General features: G+C 60.7%; 13 protein-coding genes. 9 read left to right on the forward strand and 4 right to left on the reverse strand.

The genetic code is table 11. From position 1 onward, the window contains the following. Position 1 precedes the first annotated feature (1 nt). From yjfF to ytfQ, 4 genes are all read right to left on the reverse strand, one after another. Complete coding sequence (gene yjfF / locus FHW37_RS22035; RefSeq protein ID WP_145640300.1) at positions 2–988, reverse strand: galactofuranose ABC transporter, permease protein YjfF; 987 nt, start codon at positions 986–988, stop codon at positions 2–4. Beyond that, complete coding sequence (locus FHW37_RS22040) at positions 985–2,016, reverse strand: ABC transporter permease (protein ID WP_186458354.1); 1,032 nt, start codon at positions 2,014–2,016, stop codon at positions 985–987. Before FHW37_RS22040 ends, yjfF begins: the two co-directional genes overlap by 4 nt. Then, the gene (locus tag FHW37_RS22045; RefSeq protein WP_145640302.1) at positions 2,016–3,578 is read right to left on the reverse strand and encodes a sugar ABC transporter ATP-binding protein; all 1,563 of its coding nucleotides are present in this window, start codon (positions 3,576–3,578) and stop codon (positions 2,016–2,018) included. The genes FHW37_RS22040 and FHW37_RS22045 overlap by 1 nt, the downstream gene beginning before the upstream one ends. Positions 3,579–3,777: 199 nt before the next feature. Further along, positions 3,778–4,746: a galactofuranose ABC transporter, galactofuranose-binding protein YtfQ gene (gene ytfQ / locus FHW37_RS22050; protein WP_281407272.1), complete on the reverse strand. Its 969-nt coding sequence runs from the start codon at positions 4,744–4,746 to the stop codon at positions 3,778–3,780. A gap of 325 nt (positions 4,747–5,071) precedes the next feature. Here ytfQ and araD1 point away from each other — a divergent pair, with 325 nt between their 5' ends. The 9 genes from araD1 to FHW37_RS22095 all read left to right on the forward strand — a co-directional run bounded on the left by araD1 (position 5,072) and on the right by FHW37_RS22095 (position 17,931). After that, positions 5,072–6,061, forward strand: a complete 990-nt coding sequence (gene araD1, locus FHW37_RS22055) for an AraD1 family protein (RefSeq protein WP_145640306.1) — start codon at positions 5,072–5,074, stop codon at positions 6,059–6,061. 7 nt (positions 6,062–6,068) lie between these two features. Beyond that, on the forward strand, positions 6,069–6,995 hold the full coding sequence (locus tag FHW37_RS22060) for a Gfo/Idh/MocA family protein (RefSeq protein WP_145640308.1): 927 nt from the start codon (positions 6,069–6,071) through the stop codon (positions 6,993–6,995). Positions 6,996–6,997: 2 nt separating this feature from the next. Then, positions 6,998–8,845 carry an IlvD/Edd family dehydratase gene (locus FHW37_RS22065; RefSeq protein ID WP_432442887.1) on the forward strand — a complete coding sequence of 616 codons (1,848 nt, stop codon included), beginning with the start codon at positions 6,998–7,000 and terminating at the stop codon, positions 8,843–8,845. Between the two features lie 122 nt (positions 8,846–8,967). Then, positions 8,968–10,011, forward strand: a complete 1,044-nt coding sequence (chvE, locus tag FHW37_RS22070) for a multiple monosaccharide ABC transporter substrate-binding protein (RefSeq protein WP_246690875.1) — start codon at positions 8,968–8,970, stop codon at positions 10,009–10,011. A gap of 55 nt (positions 10,012–10,066) precedes the next feature. Further along, positions 10,067–11,623, forward strand: a complete 1,557-nt coding sequence (mmsA, locus tag FHW37_RS22075; RefSeq protein ID WP_145640312.1) for a multiple monosaccharide ABC transporter ATP-binding protein — start codon at positions 10,067–10,069, stop codon at positions 11,621–11,623. Positions 11,624–11,625: 2 nt separating this feature from the next. Further along, on the forward strand, positions 11,626–12,816 hold the full coding sequence (gene mmsB, locus FHW37_RS22080) for a multiple monosaccharide ABC transporter permease (RefSeq protein WP_145640314.1): 1,191 nt from the start codon (positions 11,626–11,628) through the stop codon (positions 12,814–12,816). 197 nt (positions 12,817–13,013) lie between these two features. Next, positions 13,014–15,593: a bifunctional lysylphosphatidylglycerol flippase/synthetase MprF gene (mprF, locus tag FHW37_RS22085; RefSeq protein WP_145640316.1), complete on the forward strand. Its 2,580-nt coding sequence runs from the start codon at positions 13,014–13,016 to the stop codon at positions 15,591–15,593. A 2-nt stretch (positions 15,594–15,595) separates the two neighbouring features. Continuing rightward, positions 15,596–17,014: a virulence factor family protein gene (locus FHW37_RS22090; RefSeq protein ID WP_246690876.1), complete on the forward strand. Its 1,419-nt coding sequence runs from the start codon at positions 15,596–15,598 to the stop codon at positions 17,012–17,014. A 281-nt stretch (positions 17,015–17,295) separates the two neighbouring features. Next, on the forward strand, positions 17,296–17,931 hold the full coding sequence (locus FHW37_RS22095) for a TerC family protein (protein WP_145640318.1): 636 nt from the start codon (positions 17,296–17,298) through the stop codon (positions 17,929–17,931). Positions 17,932–17,983 lie beyond the last annotated feature (52 nt).

Consider the following 17,983-nt stretch of genomic DNA (forward strand, 5'->3'; position numbering starts at 1 on the left):
ATCAAACCTCCTTGAGCCGGTTTTCGGCCAATCGCCTGTTTGAATACCAGATGATTCCGCGCTGCAACACGATGAAGACGAAAAGCAGTACGCCGATCACAATTTTCGTCCACCAGGAGGAGAGCGTGCCGTCGAAAACGATATAGGTCTGGATCAGACCCTGGATCAGCACGCCGACGAATGTGCCCGCGACCAGCCCGACGCCGCCTGTGAGCAGCGTGCCGCCGATAACGACCGCTGCAATCGCATCAAGCTCGACGCCGACCGTTGCCAGCGAATAACCCGAGGACGTGTAGAGCGTATAGGCAATGCCGGCGAGACCGGAGAGGAAACCGGACAGCGCATAGATGCCGATCGTGGTGGAGCCGACCGGAACGCCGAGCAGTTCGGCTGATTGCAGGTTGCCGCCGATCGCATAGACATTCGCGCCGAATTTCGTGCGCCCGGCAATCACGCTGGCGACCGCAAAAACGACCAGCATCAGGATGGCGAGCGCCGTCAGCCGGCCGCCGCCTGGGAAGCGGAAATAAAAGCCCTGGATCGCATCGATCATCTCATGGGAGATCGGCACGGACTGGGTGGAGATAAGGTAAGCCGCGCCGCGTGCCAAAAACATGCCGGCCAGCGTGACGACGAAGGGCGGGATGCCGAGATAACGGATCATCGCGCCCATCAGGCTGCCGAAAATAGTCGAGATGACCAGAACGGCGGCGAAGGCGACCAGCGGGTGGACGCCGAGCGAGCCAACCAGAACGGCCACAAAGACGCTGGTGAAGGCAATCACCGAACCGATCGACAGGTCGATGCCGCCCGACAGGATGACGAAGGTCATGCCGACGGCGGCGATGCCGAGAAAGGCGTTGTCGGTCAGGAGGTTGCCGATCACGCGGGTCGAGAGCATGTTCGGGAATTGCAGGATGCAGAGCCCATAGGCGATCACGAAAATGCCGAGCGTGGTGATGAAGGGCAGGTTGCGGGTGTGGATCATTGTGCCGCTCCATTGGCCTTGGTCACGGGTTTCGGATCCCGTTTCGAGAACCGGACGAAGCCGAGAAGGCCGGTGACCGCCGGCGATTGCAGCGTCAGCACGATGATGATGATGACGGCCTTGATGATCAAGTTGAACTCGGGCGGGAAGCCGGAAACGAGAATGCCCGTATTGACCGACTGGATGATCAGCGCGCCGATCAGCGATGCCGTGATCGAGAAGCGGCCGCCGTTGAGCGAGGTACCGCCGATGACGACGGCGAGGATGGCGTCGAGTTCGAGCCAGAGGCCGGCATTGTTGGCGTCCGCACCGCGAATGTCGGCGGTGACGATGAGGCCTGCGACGGCGGCGCAGATGCCGGAGATGGCGTAGACAAAGAAGAGCAGGAAGCGGGCGCGCACGCCGGCAAGGCTCGCGGCGCGGCGGTTGATGCCTGTCGCCTCGATCAGGAAACCGAGCGCCGAGCGGCGAACCAGAAGGCCGATCAGCAGGCCGGTGCCGAGCCAGAGATAGATCGGGATCGGAATTCCCAAACAGGCACCGGAGCCGATGGCGGCAAAATCGTCATTGTTGAAGGTGAGGATGACACCCTCGGTTATCAGCTGGGCAATGCCGCGGCCGGCGACCATCAGGATCAGAGTGGCGATGATTGGCTGGATATCGAGAAGGGCGACAAGCACGCCGTTCCAGATGCCGCAGGCAAGCCCAACGCCGAGCGAAACGAGGATCACGACCCAGATTGGATAGTCATGGCTGATCAAGGTTGCGGCGATCGCACCACAGATGGCGATAACGGCGCCGATCGATAGATCGATGCCGCGGGTGGCGATGACCAGCGTCATGCCGATCGTCAGCAGTGCCACGGGTGCTGCGCGCACGAGGATGTCGACAAGGCTTCCATAGATGCGGCCGTTCTGGACCGAAATGGTCAGGAAGCCGGGGGCGACTGCCGTAATCAGCGCAAGGATCGCGGCAAGCGCAATAATCTGCGGGGCGAGGCGGCGAAGGCGCCGGGTCACACTGTTCATCAGGCGGCCTCCGTCCGGGCAGGGGCGGCAATCGCCTGCATGATATTGTCGGCCGTCACCTGATCGCCGGCGAGCTCGGCGATATGGCGGCGGTCGGAGAGCACGATGACTCTGTGGGCAATCGCGGTCAGTTCCTCGAGTTCGGAGGAGATGACGACCAGCGACATGCCGTCGGCACAGAGTCTTTCGATCATCTTCAGAATTTCCGCATGGGCGCCGATATCGATGCCGCGGGTCGGTTCGTCGAGGATCAGCAGCCGCGGTTCGGTGGCGAGCCAACGGGCGAGGATCGCCTTCTGCTGGTTGCCGCCGGAGAGGAGTTTGATCGGCCGGTTCGCATCCGCCGGGCGGATGTCCAGCGACTTGATAAAACTTTCGGCCAGCGCCTGGCGCTCGCGCGACGAGATCGGCTTGGCCCAGCCCTGCCGGGCCTGAAGTGCAAGTGCGATGTTATCGGCCACGGAAAAATCGCCGATAATGCCGTCGGTCTTGCGTTCTTCGGGGCAGAAGCCAAAGCCGTTGGCGATCGCCGTTTCCGGCGAGGTAAGGGCGATCGTCTTGTTATCGACAGAGGCGGTGCCGCTGTCGGCGCGGTCGATGCCGAACAGAAGGAAGGCGGTCTCGCTACGGCCGGAGCCGAGCAGGCCGGCAATGCCGACAACCTCGCCGGGGCGGATGTCGAGGTCGAAGGGGGCGACGCTGCCGCGCTTTCCGTAGCCGGCAAAACGAATGGGCGGCTGGGCGTCGCTCGCGACGCTGTCGGCGGATACCTGGCGGTCGCCGGTAATGTGCTGCAGCTCGCGGCCGAGCATCATCGAGATGAGATCGAGGCGCGGCAGGTCGGCGATCGGTTTTGAGCCGACGAGGCGGCCGTTGCGCAGAACCGTCACCCGGTCGGCGATGTCATAAACCTGATTGAGGAAGTGGGTGATGATGATGATGCCGAGACCATCCTGGCGCAGGCGGCGCAGGACGGTGAACAGCATCTCGACTTCATGGGCGTCGAGGCTGGCGGTCGGTTCGTCGAGAACGAGAACCTTGCCGGACAGATCGACGGCGCGGGCGATGGCGACGATCTGGCGGATTGCGACGGAATAGGATGAGAGCAGCGCATCGACATCGATGTCGAGGCCGTAACGGGACAGCAGCGCAGCGGAGCGCTTGCGCATCTCGCGCTTGTCGATCAGGCCGAAACGACGCGGCTGGCGGCCGAGAAACAGGTTTTCCGCGACGGTCAGATTTTCGAGAAGATTGACTTCCTGATAGACCGTGCCGATGCCGAGCGCCTGTGCGGCGGCAACATCGGCCGGCTTCACATCGACGCCATCAAGGCGGATCGTGCCGCGCTCCAGCGAATAGACACCCGTCAGGATCTTGATCAGAGTCGACTTGCCGGCGCCGTTTTCGCCGAGCAGGGCATGGATTTCGCCGCGCTGCAGGGTGAAATCGACGCCATCCAGGGCCGCGATGCCGAGAAAGGACTTTCCTATTCCTCTGGCTTCAAGAAGAGCGGCGGTCGCTGGCTGGGAATGGGCTTCGAGTGGGGAAACAATATTCGACATGCTCTTGTCCCGCATCTTTCTAAAGTGTCGGGCCGAAAATCTGGACCGATTTTCGGCCCGACACTTTAGATTCAATGAATTAGAGCGTCCTATGCGCGTCCGTTCGGACGCACGGCGCTCTAGGGACCGGAGCGGCGGCAAAACCGCTCCGGGACTGATGGGCCGGGCTCAAAAGTGATGCGCGGCCGATAGCGGGTGGTCAGTAACCGAGGCCCTTCTTGGCTTCGTAGACCTTCATCGGATCATCCTTCTGCGTGTACAGCTTGGATTCCGTCTGGATCCACTTCTTCGGCTCCTTCTTGTCCTTCAGATACGCTTCCAGCGCATCGAAGGCGGGGCCGGCCATGTTCGGGGTCAGTTCGACCGTGGCATTGGCTTCACCCTTGGCCATGGCCTGGAAGATGTCCGGCACGGCGTCGATCGAGACGACCTTGATGTCGGTGCCCGGCTTCAGGCCGGCTTCCTTGATGGCCTGGATGGCGCCGACGGCCATGTCGTCGTTATGGGCGTATACGGCACAGATATCCTTGCCGCCGCCTTCAGCCTTGATGAAGCTTTCCATGACTTCCTTGCCCTTGGTGCGGGTGAAGTCACCGGTCTGCGAACGAACGATCTTGATGTTGGAATGCGAAGCAATCGCTTCCTCAAAACCCTTCTTGCGGTTGATGGCCGGCGAAGAGCCGGTCGTGCCCTGAAGCTCGACGACCTTGCAGTCCTTGGAGCCGACATCCTTGGCGAGGAATTCGCCGGCGACCTTGCCTTCATAGACCTGGTCGGATGTGACGGCGGTCAGGAACAGGTCCTTCGGGCTGTCGATTTCGCGGTCAAGCAGGATGACCGGGATCTTTTCTTCCTTGGCTTCCTTCAGAACCGCGTCCCAGCCGGTGGAGACCACCGGTGCGATCAGGATCGCATCGACGCCCTGGGCGATAAAGCCGCGGATCGCCTTGATCTGGTTTTCCTGCTTCTGCTGCGCATCGGCAAATTTCAGCGTGATGCCACGCTTTTCGGCCTGCTGCTTGGTCAGCGTGGTTTCGGCAGCGCGCCAGCCGGATTCGGATCCGATCTGCGAGAAGCCTACAGTCAGGGATTTTGCGGAAACGCCCGAAGCCAGGCATGCGGAAAAGGCGACGGCAACCGTCGCCAGTAGTGCTCTTTTCATCTTAATCCTCCCAGAGATGATGAAGCAATCTGACGGCTGAAGGATTCGCATATAATAATACTTTTGCAAGGATAAAATTTGACGCCGATCACGATTTATCCGATTAAAAAATCGGCATAAACTGATAAGTAATTGAAATTTATTATGAAATAAATATGAGCATGCATAAGGAAAGGGCTGTCAAGCCGAATTGCCGTTCTTGACAAGATGACGCACTATCCAATAGTCGTATTATTGACCGCATCGGATCTAAAGGTCTGGCGGGAGGAACGGCAGGGGGCTCGGGAGCGCTTCCTGTCATCAATATCAGACTTTATTCGGGTGGAAATACATGTTGCGAGTTCTTCAGGTTGCGAACGCCGGCGCAATTCAGGTTGTGGCGTGGAACGGGGAAGGGCGGCCGCGTGCGGTCAACGGTGTTTCCTCCACATATGAACTGGCTTCAAAGGCCATTGCTGCCGGCCGCACGCTGGCGCAGGAGATTGAATTTGCCGGTCTCGGCGAGGAAGTCGATCTCGACAAGGCCGCCAAGGAAGGCAAGCTTGCCATTCCGGTCTCCCATCCCGATCCTGCCCATTTCGTCGTCGCCGGCACCGGCCTGACCCATCTCGGCTCTGCCGATGGTCGCGACAAGATGCACAAGGCGGCACAGTCCACCGACAAGCCGACCGATTCCATGCGCATGTTCCTGCTCGGCGTCGAAGGCGGCAAGCCGAAGGCGGGTGAAGTCGGCGCGCAGCCGGAATGGTTCTATAAAGGCAATGGCACGCAGCTGCGCGCCACCGGCGAAGACCTCGTATCTCCGTCCTTCGCGCTCGATGGCGGCGAAGAGCCGGAACTTGCTGCGATCTACCTGATCGGCCCGGACGGCACGCCGTTCCGCCTCGGTTTCTGTCTCGCCAACGAGTTTTCCGACCACGTGACCGAGAAGGGCAACTATCTCTGGCTCGCTCATTCCAAGCTGCGCCAGGCATCGCTCGGCGCGGAACTTCTGGTCGGCGAGCTGCCGGCGCATGTCGAAGGCACGTCGAAGATCGTCCGCGACGGCAAGGTGATCTTCGAAAAGCCGTTCCTGTCCGGCGAAGCGAACATGTCGCACACGATCGCCAATCTCGAACACCACAATTTCAAATACGATCTCTTCCGTCAACCGGGCGATCTGCATGTGCATTTCTTCGGCACGGCGACGCTCTCCTTCTCGGAAGGCATCAAGACCGAGCCGGGCGACGTGTTCGAGATCGTGGCTGCGCCGTTCACGCTACCGCTCGTCAACCGTCTCGCGGTCGAAGCCGAGACGCCCGTTTCCGTCAAGGCGCTCTGAGGCGGTCATGGCTCCCATTCGTCTCGCCATCGTCGGACTTGGAAAGATTGCCAGGGACCAGCATCTCGGCGCCATCGAAGCGACCGACGGCATCGATCTCGTTGCCGTCGCCAGCCGCAATGCTAAGCTCGACAACATTGCCTGTTTCCACGAAATCGGCGATCTGCTCGCCTCCGACATCGCGATCGATGCCGTGTCGCTCTGTACGCCGCCGCAAGGCCGTTTCGAACAGGCGAAGGCCGCTCTTGATGCGGGCAAGCATGTGATGCTCGAAAAGCCGCCGGGCGCGACGCTGTCGGAAGTGTTTGCGCTGGCCGAAATGGCAAAGGCCAAGGGTCTGTCGCTGTTTTCGACCTGGCATTCGCGTGCTGCCGCTGCCGTCGAGCCGGCGCGGGCGCTGATTGCCAAACGCAAGATCAAGAGCGTTTCCGTCGAGTGGAAGGAAGATGTCCGCCATTGGCATCCGGGCCAGGCCTGGATCTGGGAGCCGGGCGGTCTTGGCGTATTCGATCCGGGCATCAATGCCCTGTCGATCGTGACCCGCATCATGCCGGAAAGCTTTCATCTCGTCGGCTCCGAGCTGACCTTCCCGGCCAATCGCGCAGCCCCGATCGCAGCCAGCCTGTCGTTCGAAACGGCCAGCGGCATTCCCGTCGGCGCCGAGTTCGACTGGCGCCAGACCGGCCCGCAGACCTGGGATATCCGCATCGAGACGGAAGAAGGTTCCGTCGTCCTGACGCATGGCGGCAGCCGCCTGATCGTCGACGGGGTCGCCCAGATCGTCGAAGAAGACCGTGAATACCGCAATATCTATCGGGATTTCGTCGCGCTCGTGAACAATGGCGCAAGCGATACCGATTATTCGCCGCTGGTGCATGTCGCTGATGCGTTTATGCTCGGCCGGCGCATTCAAACAGAAGCATTCGAGGACTGATGATGAGCAGCAATTCCGAAAACGGCCCCTCCACCGAGATTGCCGAAACCGACAAGAACCGCGGCGCGGTTAAGAAGCTGCGCTCGCGCGCCTGGTTCGACAATCCGGACAATGTCGACATGACCGCGCTCTATCTCGAGCGCTACATGAACTTCGGCCTCAGCCAGGCCGAGTTGCAGTCCGATCGTCCGATCATCGGCATCGCCCAGACCGGTTCCGACCTGTCGCCCTGCAACCGTCACCATCTCGAGCTGGCCAACCGCCTGCGCGAAGGCATTCGTGAAGCCGGCGGCATTGCGATCGAATTTCCGGTCCATCCGATCCAGGAAACCGGCAAGCGTCCGACTGCCGGTCTCGACCGTAACCTTGCCTATCTCGGCCTCGTGGAAGTGCTTTACGGCTATCCGCTCGATGGCGTCGTGCTGACGATCGGTTGCGACAAGACGACACCGGCCTGTCTTATGGCCGCGGCGACGGTCAACATCCCGTCGATCGCACTTTCGGTCGGTCCGATGTTGAACGGCTGGTTCCGTGGCGAACGCACCGGTTCGGGAACGATCGTCTGGAAGGCGCGCGAACTTCTGGCAAAGGGCGAGATCGATTATGCCGGCTTCGTCAAGCTGGTCGCGTCTTCCGCTCCGTCCACCGGCTATTGCAACACGATGGGCACGGCAACGACGATGAACTCGCTTGCCGAAGCGCTCGGCATGCAGCTGCCGGGTTCGGCCGCCATCCCGGCACCGTATCGCGATCGCCAGGAAGTGTCCTACCTGACCGGCCTGCGTATCGTCGAAATGGTCAAGGAAGACCTGAAGCCTTCCGACATCCTGACCAAGGACGCTTTCGTCAACGCCATCCGCGTCAATTCGGCGATCGGCGGCTCGACCAACGCGCCGATCCATCTCAACGCGCTCGCCCGCCATATCGGCGTCGAACTGACGGTCGACGACTGGCAGACCTATGGCGAAGAGATCCCGCTTCTCGTCAACCTGCAGCCGGCCGGCGAATATCTCGGTGAAGACTATTACCATGCCGGCGGTGTTCCGGCCGTTGTCAACCAGCTGATGGAACAGGGCCTCATCAACGAGGACGCCATGACCGTCAACGGCAAGACGATGGGCGAAAACTGCCGTGGCGCCGTCATCGAAGACGCCAAGGTCATCCGCACCTACGACAACCCGCTCAAGGCGCATGCCGGCTTCCGCGTTCTGCGCGGCAACCTGTTCTCGTCGGCAATCATGAAGACCAGCGTCATTTCGCCGGAATTCCGCGAGCGTTACCTTTCCAATCCGAACGATCCGATGGCCTTCGAAGGCAAGGCGGTCGTGTTCGACGGTCCGGAAGATTACCATCATCGCATCGACGATCCGTCGCTCGGTATCGACGAACACACCGTGCTGTTCATGCGCGGCGCAGGCCCGATCGGTTATCCGGGTGCCGCCGAAGTCGTCAACATGCGCGCACCGGACTATCTGCTGAAGCGTGGCATCACGTCGCTCGCCTGCATCGGCGACGGCCGTCAGTCCGGTACGTCGGGCAGCCCGTCGATCCTCAACGCTTCCCCGGAAGCGGCTGCGGGCGGTGGTCTGGCACTTCTGAAGACCGGTGACCGCGTGCGTATCGACCTTGGTCGCGGCAGCGCGAACATCCTGATTTCCGACGAGGAACTCGAGGTGCGTCGCAAGGCTCTTGCAGCCGATGGTGGTTATCATTATCCAAAGCATCAGACGCCCTGGCAGGAGATCCAGCGCGGCATCGTCGGCCAGATGGAGACGGGCGCCGTTCTGGAGCCGGCGGTGAAGTATCAGAGAATTGCGCAGACCGAAGGTCTGCCGCGCGACAATCACTGATCCCGGGGGCAGGAGAGCCCTCAGATCGTGAGGGGGGCGAGGAGCCCCCGTCAACCAAATGGGCAGGTTCGAAGGGAGCCTGCCGTCAACGGAGGAGTAAATTTATGAATATATTGAAGTATATGGCTACTGCTGCGCTTTTCGCGGGCGTAGCGTTCGCAGCCCCGGCCGGCGCTGCCGACAAGGGCCTCGTCGGCGTTGCCATGCCGACCAAGTCTTCCGCACGCTGGATCGCCGACGGCGACAACATGGTCAAGGTTCTGAAAGAACGCGGCTATGACGTCGACCTGCAGTACGCAGAAGACGACGTTCCGAACCAGCTCTCGCAGATCGAAAACATGATCACCAAGGGCGCCAAGGTTCTCGTCGTCGCCTCGATCGACGGCACGACCCTGTCGGACGTTCTGCAGCAGGCTGCCGACCAGAAGATCAAGGTCATTGCTTATGACCGCCTGATCCGCGACACGCCGAATGTCAGCTACTACGCAACCTTCGACAACTTCCAGGTCGGCGTTCTGCAGGCAACCTCTCTCGTCAAGGCTCTCAAGGCCGACACCGAGAAGGGCCCGTTCAACATTGAACTCTTCGGCGGTTCGCCGGACGACAACAATGCCTACTTCTTCTACAACGGCGCCATGAGCGTCCTGCAGCCGCTCATCGACAAGGGCGTTCTGAAGGTCGGCAGCGGCCAGACCGGCATGGATCAGGTCGCCACCCTGCGTTGGGACCCGGCAACTGCCCAGGCCCGTATGGACGCCATCCTGTCCTCGACCTATTCCGACAAGAAGCTGAACGCCGTTCTGTCTCCTTATGACGGTATCTCGATCGGCATCCTGTCGTCGGTCAAGGGCGTTGGCTACGGCTCGGGCAACATGCCGATGCCGTTCGTTTCCGGTCAGGACGCCGAAGTTCCTTCGGTCAAGTCGATCATTGCCGGCGAACAGTATTCGACCATCTTCAAGGATACCCGCGACCTCGCCAAGGTAACCGTCGACATGGTTGACGCTGCCATGAACGGCAAGGAGCCTGAGGTCAACGACACCAAGACCTACGACAACGGCAAGAAGGTCGTCCCTTCCTACCTGCTGAAGCCGGTCGTCGTCGACAAGACCAACTGGAAGATCCTGGTCGACACGGGCTACTACAAGGAATCGCAGCTCAAGTAATCCTTTAGGGCCGCGCGGCGCCTAGCCGCGCGGCCTCACTTTATTGGGAGTTCTCATGCTTGATCCTGTATCCATTGCCGAAAAGCCGCCTATCCTCGAGATGCGGGGTATTTCGAAGAGCTTTGGTGCCGTGAAGGCGCTTTCGGATGTCAGCTTTACCGTCAAGGAAGGCGAGATCCACGCATTGGTCGGCGAAAACGGTGCCGGCAAATCCACTTTGATGAAGGTTCTTTCAGGCGTCTATCCGGCCGGATCCTACGAGGGTTCGATCCTCTTCGGCGGAGAAGAGCGCCATTTTCGTGATATCAACGATTCCGAGAAGCTCGGCATCATCATCATTCACCAGGAGCTCGCGCTCATTCCGCTGCTGTCGATTGCCGAGAACATTTTTCTCGCCAAGGGACCGTCCAAGTTCGGCGTGATCGACCGCGACGAGCGCTACAAGCGCACCAAGGAACTCCTGGCCAAGGTCGGCCTGACCGAGGCGCCGGAAACGCTGATCACCAATCTTGGCGTCGGCAAGCAGCAGCTGGTGGAAATCGCCAAGGCGCTGTCGAAGGAAGTTCGTCTTCTGATCCTCGACGAGCCGACCGCGTCGCTCAATGAGACCGATAGCGCGGCTCTTCTCGAGCTGCTCAAGGAATTCCGCCGCAACGGCATCACCTCGATCATGATCAGCCACAAGCTGAACGAGATCACCGAAGTCGCCGACCGCATCACCGTTCTTCGCGACGGCAGGACGGTTGGTACGCTCGACTGTCACGAAGGTGCCGTCGATGAAGACGAGATCGTGCGGCGCATGGTCGATCGCGATCTCGAAAGCCGTTATCCGGCCCGCACGCCGAAGATCGGCGATGTCATCTTCGAAGTCGAGAACTGGTCCGTCTTCCATCCGCAGCATTCCCATCGCCAGATGGTCAAGAATGTCTCGATGCAGGTCCGCGCCGGCGAAGTCGTCGGCATTTCCGGCCTGATGGGCGCCGGCCGCACCGAATTCGCCATGAGCGTCTTCGGCCGCACCTATGGCCGCGACATTACCGGCACGGTAAAGATCCACGGCAAGGAAGCCGACACGTCCGACGTCCACAAGGCGATCAAGGCCGGCCTCGCCTATGTCACGGAAGACCGTAAGCATCTGGGCCTCATTCTGGCGGAAGACATCCGCAAGAACATCTCGCTTGCGCATCTGGGCGGCGTCTCCTCGCGGGGTGTTATCGACGACATCCAGGAAATGAAGGTGGCGCAGGAATTCCGCACGCGCATGCGGATCCGCAGCCACAATGTCTACCAGGAAACGGGAAAGCTTTCCGGCGGCAATCAGCAGAAGGTGGTGTTGTCGAAATGGCTCTTCACTGGGCCTGACATCCTGATCCTGGATGAACCGACGCGCGGTATCGACGTCGGTGCGAAATACGAAATCTATTCCATCATCAACGAACTTGCGGATGCCGGTAAGGCCGTCATCGTGATCTCGTCCGAAATGCCCGAACTGATCGGCACCTGCGACAGGATCATGGTCATGCACGAGGGAGAGTTTGTCGGCGAAGTGGCCGGCGAACAGGCAACGCAGGAAAATATCATGCGCGCTATCATGCGCCGCAAAGGGAGATAATCATGAGCACTCCGCAGGAAGCAATTACCGCTCCCAAGGCGGCGACGAGTTTCTGGAAGGATAACCTGCGCGATTACGGCATGCTTATCTCGCTGGTCGCGATCGTCATCTTCTTTCAGTTCGCAACCGGCGGCATTCTCCTGAAGCCGCTCAACGTCACCAATATCGTTCTGCAGAATTCCTACATCGTCATCATGGCGCTGGGCATGCTGCTGATCATCGTCACCGGCCATATCGACCTTTCCGTCGGATCGGTCGCGGGCTTTATCGGCGGCCTCGCCGGGCTTTTGATGGTGCGATGGGGCTTTGATTTCGTCAGCTCGATCCTGATCTGCCTCGTTGTCGGCGGCATTATCGGCGGCGTTCAGGGCTATTTCGTCGCCTATTTCAAGATCCCGTCCTTCATCGTGACGCTGGCGGGCATGCTTGTCTTCCGCGGTTTCATGATCGCGATCCTCGGCAGCCAGGCGATCGGCCCGTTCCCGCCGATCTTCCAGAAGCTGTCCTCCGGTTACGTCGTCGAGCTGATCTCCTCGGATGGCGGCATCTACCTGACTTCGTTCATCCTCGGCCTGCTGCTTGCCGCAGCGCTTGTCTGGCAGAATTTCCGCAGCCGTGCGCGCCGCATCTCGCATGGTGTCGAGAGCGAACCGATGGGCTTCTTCATCGGCAAGAACATCGTCGTTCTGGCCGCCATCGGTTACGTCGCCTACCTGATCTCGTCGCATCGCGGCATGCCGAACGTGCTGATCATCATGGCGATCCTGATCGTCGCCTACGGTTTCTTCACCAACCGCACGATCATCGGCCGTCAGATCTACGCCGTCGGCGGTAATGCCCGCGCTGCCGAACTTTCCGGTATCAAGGCAACGCGCCTGGTCTTCTGGACCTTCGTCAACATGGGCGTTCTCGCAGCACTCGGCGGCCTCGTCGTCGCGGCCCGCCTGAACTCCGCCACCCCGAAAGCCGGTACCGGCTTCGAGCTCGACGTTATCGCGGCCTGCTTCATCGGCGGCGCTTCCGCTTACGGCGGCGTCGGCAAGGTGACCGGTGCCGTCATCGGCGCCTTCCTGATGGGTGTCATGAACAACGGCATGTCGATCCTCGGTATCGGCATCGACTACCAGCAGGTCATCAAGGGCCTGGTTCTGCTCGGCGCCGTCTGCGTCGACGTCTATAACCAGCGCCGCTGATCCGAGCGGAAAGAAACCTTCGAGCGGGCGGGGCGAAAGCTCCGCCCGTTTGCTTTGTATCGATCGTTTGTGACCATCGGGGGATCCGGGATAAACTTGGATTTCCCTATCCTTGCAGACACAGAATAGCCGCGATCCCGTTGCTTTTGCCGTGCGACTTGTCCATCTAGGCAAAAGTTCCAACAACCGGCATCATCATGACTTCTACGGATCGCCAGCAGTCCGGTTTTCGACAAATGCTCGAAAGCTATCGCGGTTATCTCATACCGTTCGTCATTCTCGTCGTGTTCGGCTTCACGACTTTTGCGATTTACGGGCTGACCAATGAGGTCAGTTACGACGATGTCATCGACGCGCTGTCGCAGACCAAAGGGTCTTCGGTGGCGCTGGCGATCTTCTTTACCGCTCTGAGCTTCCTTTCGCTCGTCGGTTACGATCTCAACGCGCTCAGTTATATTCGCAAGAAGCTGCCTTTCGTGCCGGTCGCCATGACGGCCTTCAGCGCCTATGCCGTCGGCAACACGGCGGGCTTCGGTGCACTGAGCGGCGGCGCAATCCGCTTCCGTGGCTATTCGCGGCTTGGCCTGTCTCCGGATGATATCGGCCGGGTGATCGCCTTTGTGACGCTTGCCTTCGGGCTCGGCCTGCTGGCCGTCACGGCGCTTGCCTCGCTGGTCACGGCGCCGCGGATCGGCCAGATCCTCGATCTCGACGAACAGTGGGTACGCGGCATTGCGATCGTCGTCATCGTCGCGCTGACTGCTCTCGTCATTGCCGGATGGGATGGGCGCGAGGTGAAGCTCGGAACGGCGAAACTGCGCCTGCCCGATACGAAAACCTCGTCGCAGCAGTTTCTGATCACGGCACTCGATATCGCCGCTTCCGCCTCGGTTCTCTACGTGCTCCTGCCGCAGACCGAAATCGGCTGGCCGTCCTTCCTGGCGATCTATGCGACGGCGGTCGGTGCCGGCGTGCTCAGCCACGTTCCGGCAGGGCTTGGCGTGTTCGAGACGATCATCGTTGCCGCCCTCGGAAATACGGTCGATATCGACCAGGTTCTCGGCAGCCTCGTTCTTTACCGCGTCATCTATCACGTCCTGCCGCTGATGGTGGCGACGCTGTTCGTCATCGGCCTCGAACTGCGCCAGCTTTCCAACCATCCGGTCGCCTCGACGCTGCGGAAACTGGAATTCCGGCTGGCGCCGCTGCTGCTGGCCGCCTTCACGATCATGGCCGGCGCGATGCTGGTCTTTTCGAGCGTGACGCCGACGCCGGATTCCAATCTCGATCTCCTCAACGATTATGTGCCGCTGCCGCTGGTGGAAAGCGCGCATTTTCTGTCGAGTATTCTCGGTATCATCCTGTTCGTTGCCGCCCGCGGTGTCGGGCAGCGGCTTGATGGCGCCTGGTGGACCGCGGTCGTCTGCACGGCGCTGGCGCTGCTGTTTTCGCTCCTGCGCGCATTGGCGCTTTTCGAGGCGGGTTTCCTGATCATTCTTCTGGTCGGCCTGCTTGTCAGCGCGCGGCAGTTTACCCGCCCTGCCTCGCTGTTCCGACAGATCCTGACGCCGGCCTGGATCGTCGCGATGCTGATCCTTGTCGCTGCGGCAATCACGGTTCTGCTCTTCGTCTATCGCGAAGTGGATTACAGCCGCGAACTCTGGTGGGATTTCGAGTTTTCGGAAGAAGCGCCGCGCGGCCTGCGTGCTGCTCTTGGTGTGGCGATCGTTGCCGGGGTGGTGTCGATCATCAGCCTTCTGCGGCCGGCCGCGACGCGTTCGGCGCTCTCGACGCCGCAGGATCTCGCGCTTGCGACCGAGATCGTCATGGCCCAGGACAATGCCGACGCCAATCTGGTGCGCATGGCCGACAAGCGCCTGATGTTTTCCGACAATGGCAAGGCATTCATCATGTACGGCATCCAGGGCCGTTCCTGGGTTGCCCTGTTTGATCCGGTCGGGCCGCCGGCCGAGATCCCGGAACTCGTCTGGCGCTTCGTCGAAGAGGCGCGTGCCCAGGGTGGTCGTGCCGTCTTCTACCAGATCTCGCCGTCGCTTCTGCCCTATTGCGCTGATGCAGGCCTTCGCGCCGTCAAGCTCGGTGAGCTTGCGATCGTCGATCTGACGCGTTTCGAATTGAAGGGCAGCCGACTTGCCGGCCTGCGCCAGGCCGCCAACAAGGGCGTCCGCGAAGGGCTGGAATTTGAAGTCGTCCAGCCGCCGGACGTGCCTTCCGTCATCGCGGACCTGAAGCGGGTATCCGACAGCTGGCTCGAGGAACATGACACGCGCGAAAAGACCTTTTCGCTCGGGTCCTTCCAGGAAGACTACATCTCGGCGCAGCCTGTCGCCGTGCTGCGCCTGCAGGGCAGAATCGTCGCTTTCGCGACGATTGCCGTCACCGACACGCTTTTCGAAGGCACGGTCGATCTGATGCGGTTTGCACCGGATGCGCCAAAGGGGTCGATGGATTTCCTGTTTGTGCGTATATTGGAATATATGCAGCAAGCCGGCTTCAAACAATTCAATCTCGGCATGGCGCCGCTTTCCGGCATGGCGCAGCGCGAGGCCGCGCCGGTCTGGGACCGGATCGGCAGCGTGATTTTCGAACACGGCGAGCGTTTTTACAATTTCAAGGGACTGAAGGCCTTCAAGTCCAAGTTCCAGCCGCGATGGGAGCCACGCTACATGGCCGTCGCAAGTATCGGGCCGGCGATCGCCATGATGGATGCAACATTCCTGATCGGCGGCGGCCTCAGAGGAGTAGTCGGCAAGTGAAGATGATGAAGATCGCAAGCGCCTTCGCACTGGCAGCCGGGCTTGCCGCAAGCAGCCCGATGGCGGGCTGGGCGCAGCAGCCGCCGGCAGCGCAACCGACAACCCAGCAGCAGACGGCCGCTCAGACCGGCGATTACCAGACCGGGCTGATCCCGTCGCCGCATATCTTCCTGCCGAAGGACAAGGATCTCTCGGCCATGGTCTTCCTGATCTCACAGGGCCAGGGCTGGGGCGCACAGGAAGAAACGCAGGCCAAGGAACTGGTGGATGCCGGTGCCGCCGTCGTCGGTATCGATTTCCCGTCCTATATGAAATCGCTTTCCGCCGATGACGGCGACTGCATCTACATGGTTTCGGATATCGAGGACATGTCGCAGCAGGTGCAGCGGCGGATCGGCAATCCGGTCTATCGCCACCCGATCGTCGCCGGCATGGGGGATGGTGGTTCCGTTGCGCTTGCGATGATTTCGCAGAGCCCGCTGCAGACGATCGGTGCCGCCGTCGTCGTCGATCCGGCCGCGGGTTTCCCGACGCTGTCGAAGGAGCTTTGCACCCCAGCCTCCAAGGAGCCGCTCGGCGACAGGACGGTTTATGGTTTCCAGGAAGGCCCGCTGCCGGCCGCCGTTACCATCGGCTTCACCTCGGCTGCGGATCAGGCCAGCCGCAAACATGCCGCCAGCCTGAAGCAGGAACATGATCAGGTCGATATCGAAGACGTGTCCGGCACTGCCGCCGACGCCTTCATGGATCTCCTGACCGACAGTGTCGAAGAGGCGAGCCAGAACACCCAGCCGATGGACCTGCCGCTCACCGTGCTTGAAGCCAAGCCGTCGATGAACACGATGGCAATCGTGTTTTCCGGTGATGGCGGCTGGCGCGACATCGACAGCGAGATCGGCGGTTACCTGCAGGCCCAGGGCGTGCCGGTGGTCGGCATTGATTCGCTGCGTTATTTCTGGTCGGAGCGCACGCCGCAGCAGACGGCCAAGGATCTGGCCCAGATCATGGACACCTATCGCAAGAAGTGGGGTGTCGCGAATGTGGTGCTGATCGGTTATTCCTTCGGCGCTGATGTCATTCCCGCAAGCTATAACCTGCTCTCCAAGGCCGACCGCGCACGCGTCAAGCAGATATCGCTTCTGGCGCTGTCGAAGGAAGTCGACTTCGTCATCTCCGTTACCGGCTGGTTCGGTGCCAAGGGCGAGGGCAAGGGCGGAAACAGCGTCGAGGACATTGCCAAGATTGATCCCAAGATCGTCCAGTGCCTGTATGGCACCGACGAGGACGATGATCCCTGCCTGTCGATGAAGCCGACCGGTGTCGAAACCGTCGGGATCGATGGTGGCCACCATTTCGACGAGGATTATGAGGCGCTCGGCAAGCGTATTCTCGAAAGCCTGCACAAGCGTCTCGGCAAGTAGGAACGCGCCGGCCGGCAGATGCTTTCGGGCAGCTGCCGGCCGCAGCATACTTGCCCCTTGATTTCTGAAGCGATCACGGTAAGTTTATAGGCACCAGGACCGGGCCCCTCTGGCAGTTCGATTGAACTGTGATGTCGGACTGGATTTTCAAATTCAGGTGCCCGGTGTTCGTGGAGCTCATTCGACATTTCTGACGAGGATTCGACGGCGTTTTCACGCTCGCCGAATAACTTGTGCTCGCACGGCAAGGGTGCCCCGTACCTCAAGAGATCGGGTGCCAAATGACGGAATTCTTTACCACGGAAGCTCTCTCCGCGCTTCTGCAGGTCATCATGATCGACCTAGTCCTGGCCGGCGACAATGCGATTGTCATCGGTCTGGCCGCGGCCGGACTTCCCAAGGAGCAGAGAGGCAAGGCCATTCTTGTCGGCATCATCGCCGCGACGGTCCTGCGTATCGGCTTTGCGCTGGCGACGACCCAGCTGCTTCAGATCGTCGGCCTGCTGCTTGCCGGCGGTATCCTGCTGCTCTGGGTGTGCTGGAAGATGTGGCGCGAGCTGCGCGCTCCGCATCATGACGACGAGGCCGCGATTGCCGAGGCGGAAGGCGCTGCGGCCGCATCCGGCGCGCCGCGCAAGACCTTTGCCCAGGCTGCTTGGCAGATCGTCATCGCCGACGTTTCGATGTCGCTCGACAACGTGCTCGCGGTTGCCGGTGCGGCCCACGAACATCCGTCCGTGCTGATTTTTGGTCTCGTCCTGTCGGTCGCGCTGATGGGTATTGCCGCAAGCTTCATCGCCAAGCTGCTCAACAAGCACCGCTGGATCGCCTATGTCGGTCTCGCTGTCATTCTCTACGTCGCAGTCGAAATGATCTGGCGCGGCGCTTACGAAGTGCTGCCCTATATCAGCCAGTAACGATTGCTGAGCTGACTATCCCGCGGCCGGCCCTGCCTGCCGCGGGATTTCA

This window comes from Neorhizobium alkalisoli, assembly GCF_007829835.1.
Classification (GTDB): Bacteria; Pseudomonadota; Alphaproteobacteria; order Rhizobiales; family Rhizobiaceae; genus Neorhizobium.

Excerpts from the sequence above, each read along its gene's own strand:
- FHW37_RS22090 (WP_246690876.1), top strand. The coding sequence starts at position 15,596 with ATGATGAAGATCGCAAGCGCCTTCGCACTGGCAGCCGGGCTTGCCGCA.
- mmsB (WP_145640314.1), top strand. The coding sequence starts at position 11,626 with ATGAGCACTCCGCAGGAAGCAATTACCGCTCCCAAGGCGGCGACGAGT.
- FHW37_RS22060 (WP_145640308.1), top strand. The coding sequence starts at position 6,069 with ATGGCTCCCATTCGTCTCGCCATCGTCGGACTTGGAAAGATTGCCAGG.
- mprF (WP_145640316.1), top strand. The coding sequence starts at position 13,014 with ATGACTTCTACGGATCGCCAGCAGTCCGGTTTTCGACAAATGCTCGAA.
- araD1 (WP_145640306.1), top strand. The coding sequence starts at position 5,072 with ATGTTGCGAGTTCTTCAGGTTGCGAACGCCGGCGCAATTCAGGTTGTG.
- chvE (WP_246690875.1), top strand. The coding sequence starts at position 8,968 with ATGGCTACTGCTGCGCTTTTCGCGGGCGTAGCGTTCGCAGCCCCGGCC.
- FHW37_RS22065 (WP_432442887.1), top strand. The coding sequence starts at position 6,998 with ATGAGCAGCAATTCCGAAAACGGCCCCTCCACCGAGATTGCCGAAACC.
- FHW37_RS22040 (WP_186458354.1), bottom strand. The coding sequence starts at position 2,016 with ATGAACAGTGTGACCCGGCGCCTTCGCCGCCTCGCCCCGCAGATTATT.
- yjfF (WP_145640300.1), bottom strand. The coding sequence starts at position 988 with ATGATCCACACCCGCAACCTGCCCTTCATCACCACGCTCGGCATTTTC.
- FHW37_RS22045 (WP_145640302.1), bottom strand. The coding sequence starts at position 3,578 with ATGTCGAATATTGTTTCCCCACTCGAAGCCCATTCCCAGCCAGCGACC.
- mmsA (WP_145640312.1), top strand. The coding sequence starts at position 10,067 with ATGCTTGATCCTGTATCCATTGCCGAAAAGCCGCCTATCCTCGAGATG.
- FHW37_RS22095 (WP_145640318.1), top strand. The coding sequence starts at position 17,296 with ATGACGGAATTCTTTACCACGGAAGCTCTCTCCGCGCTTCTGCAGGTC.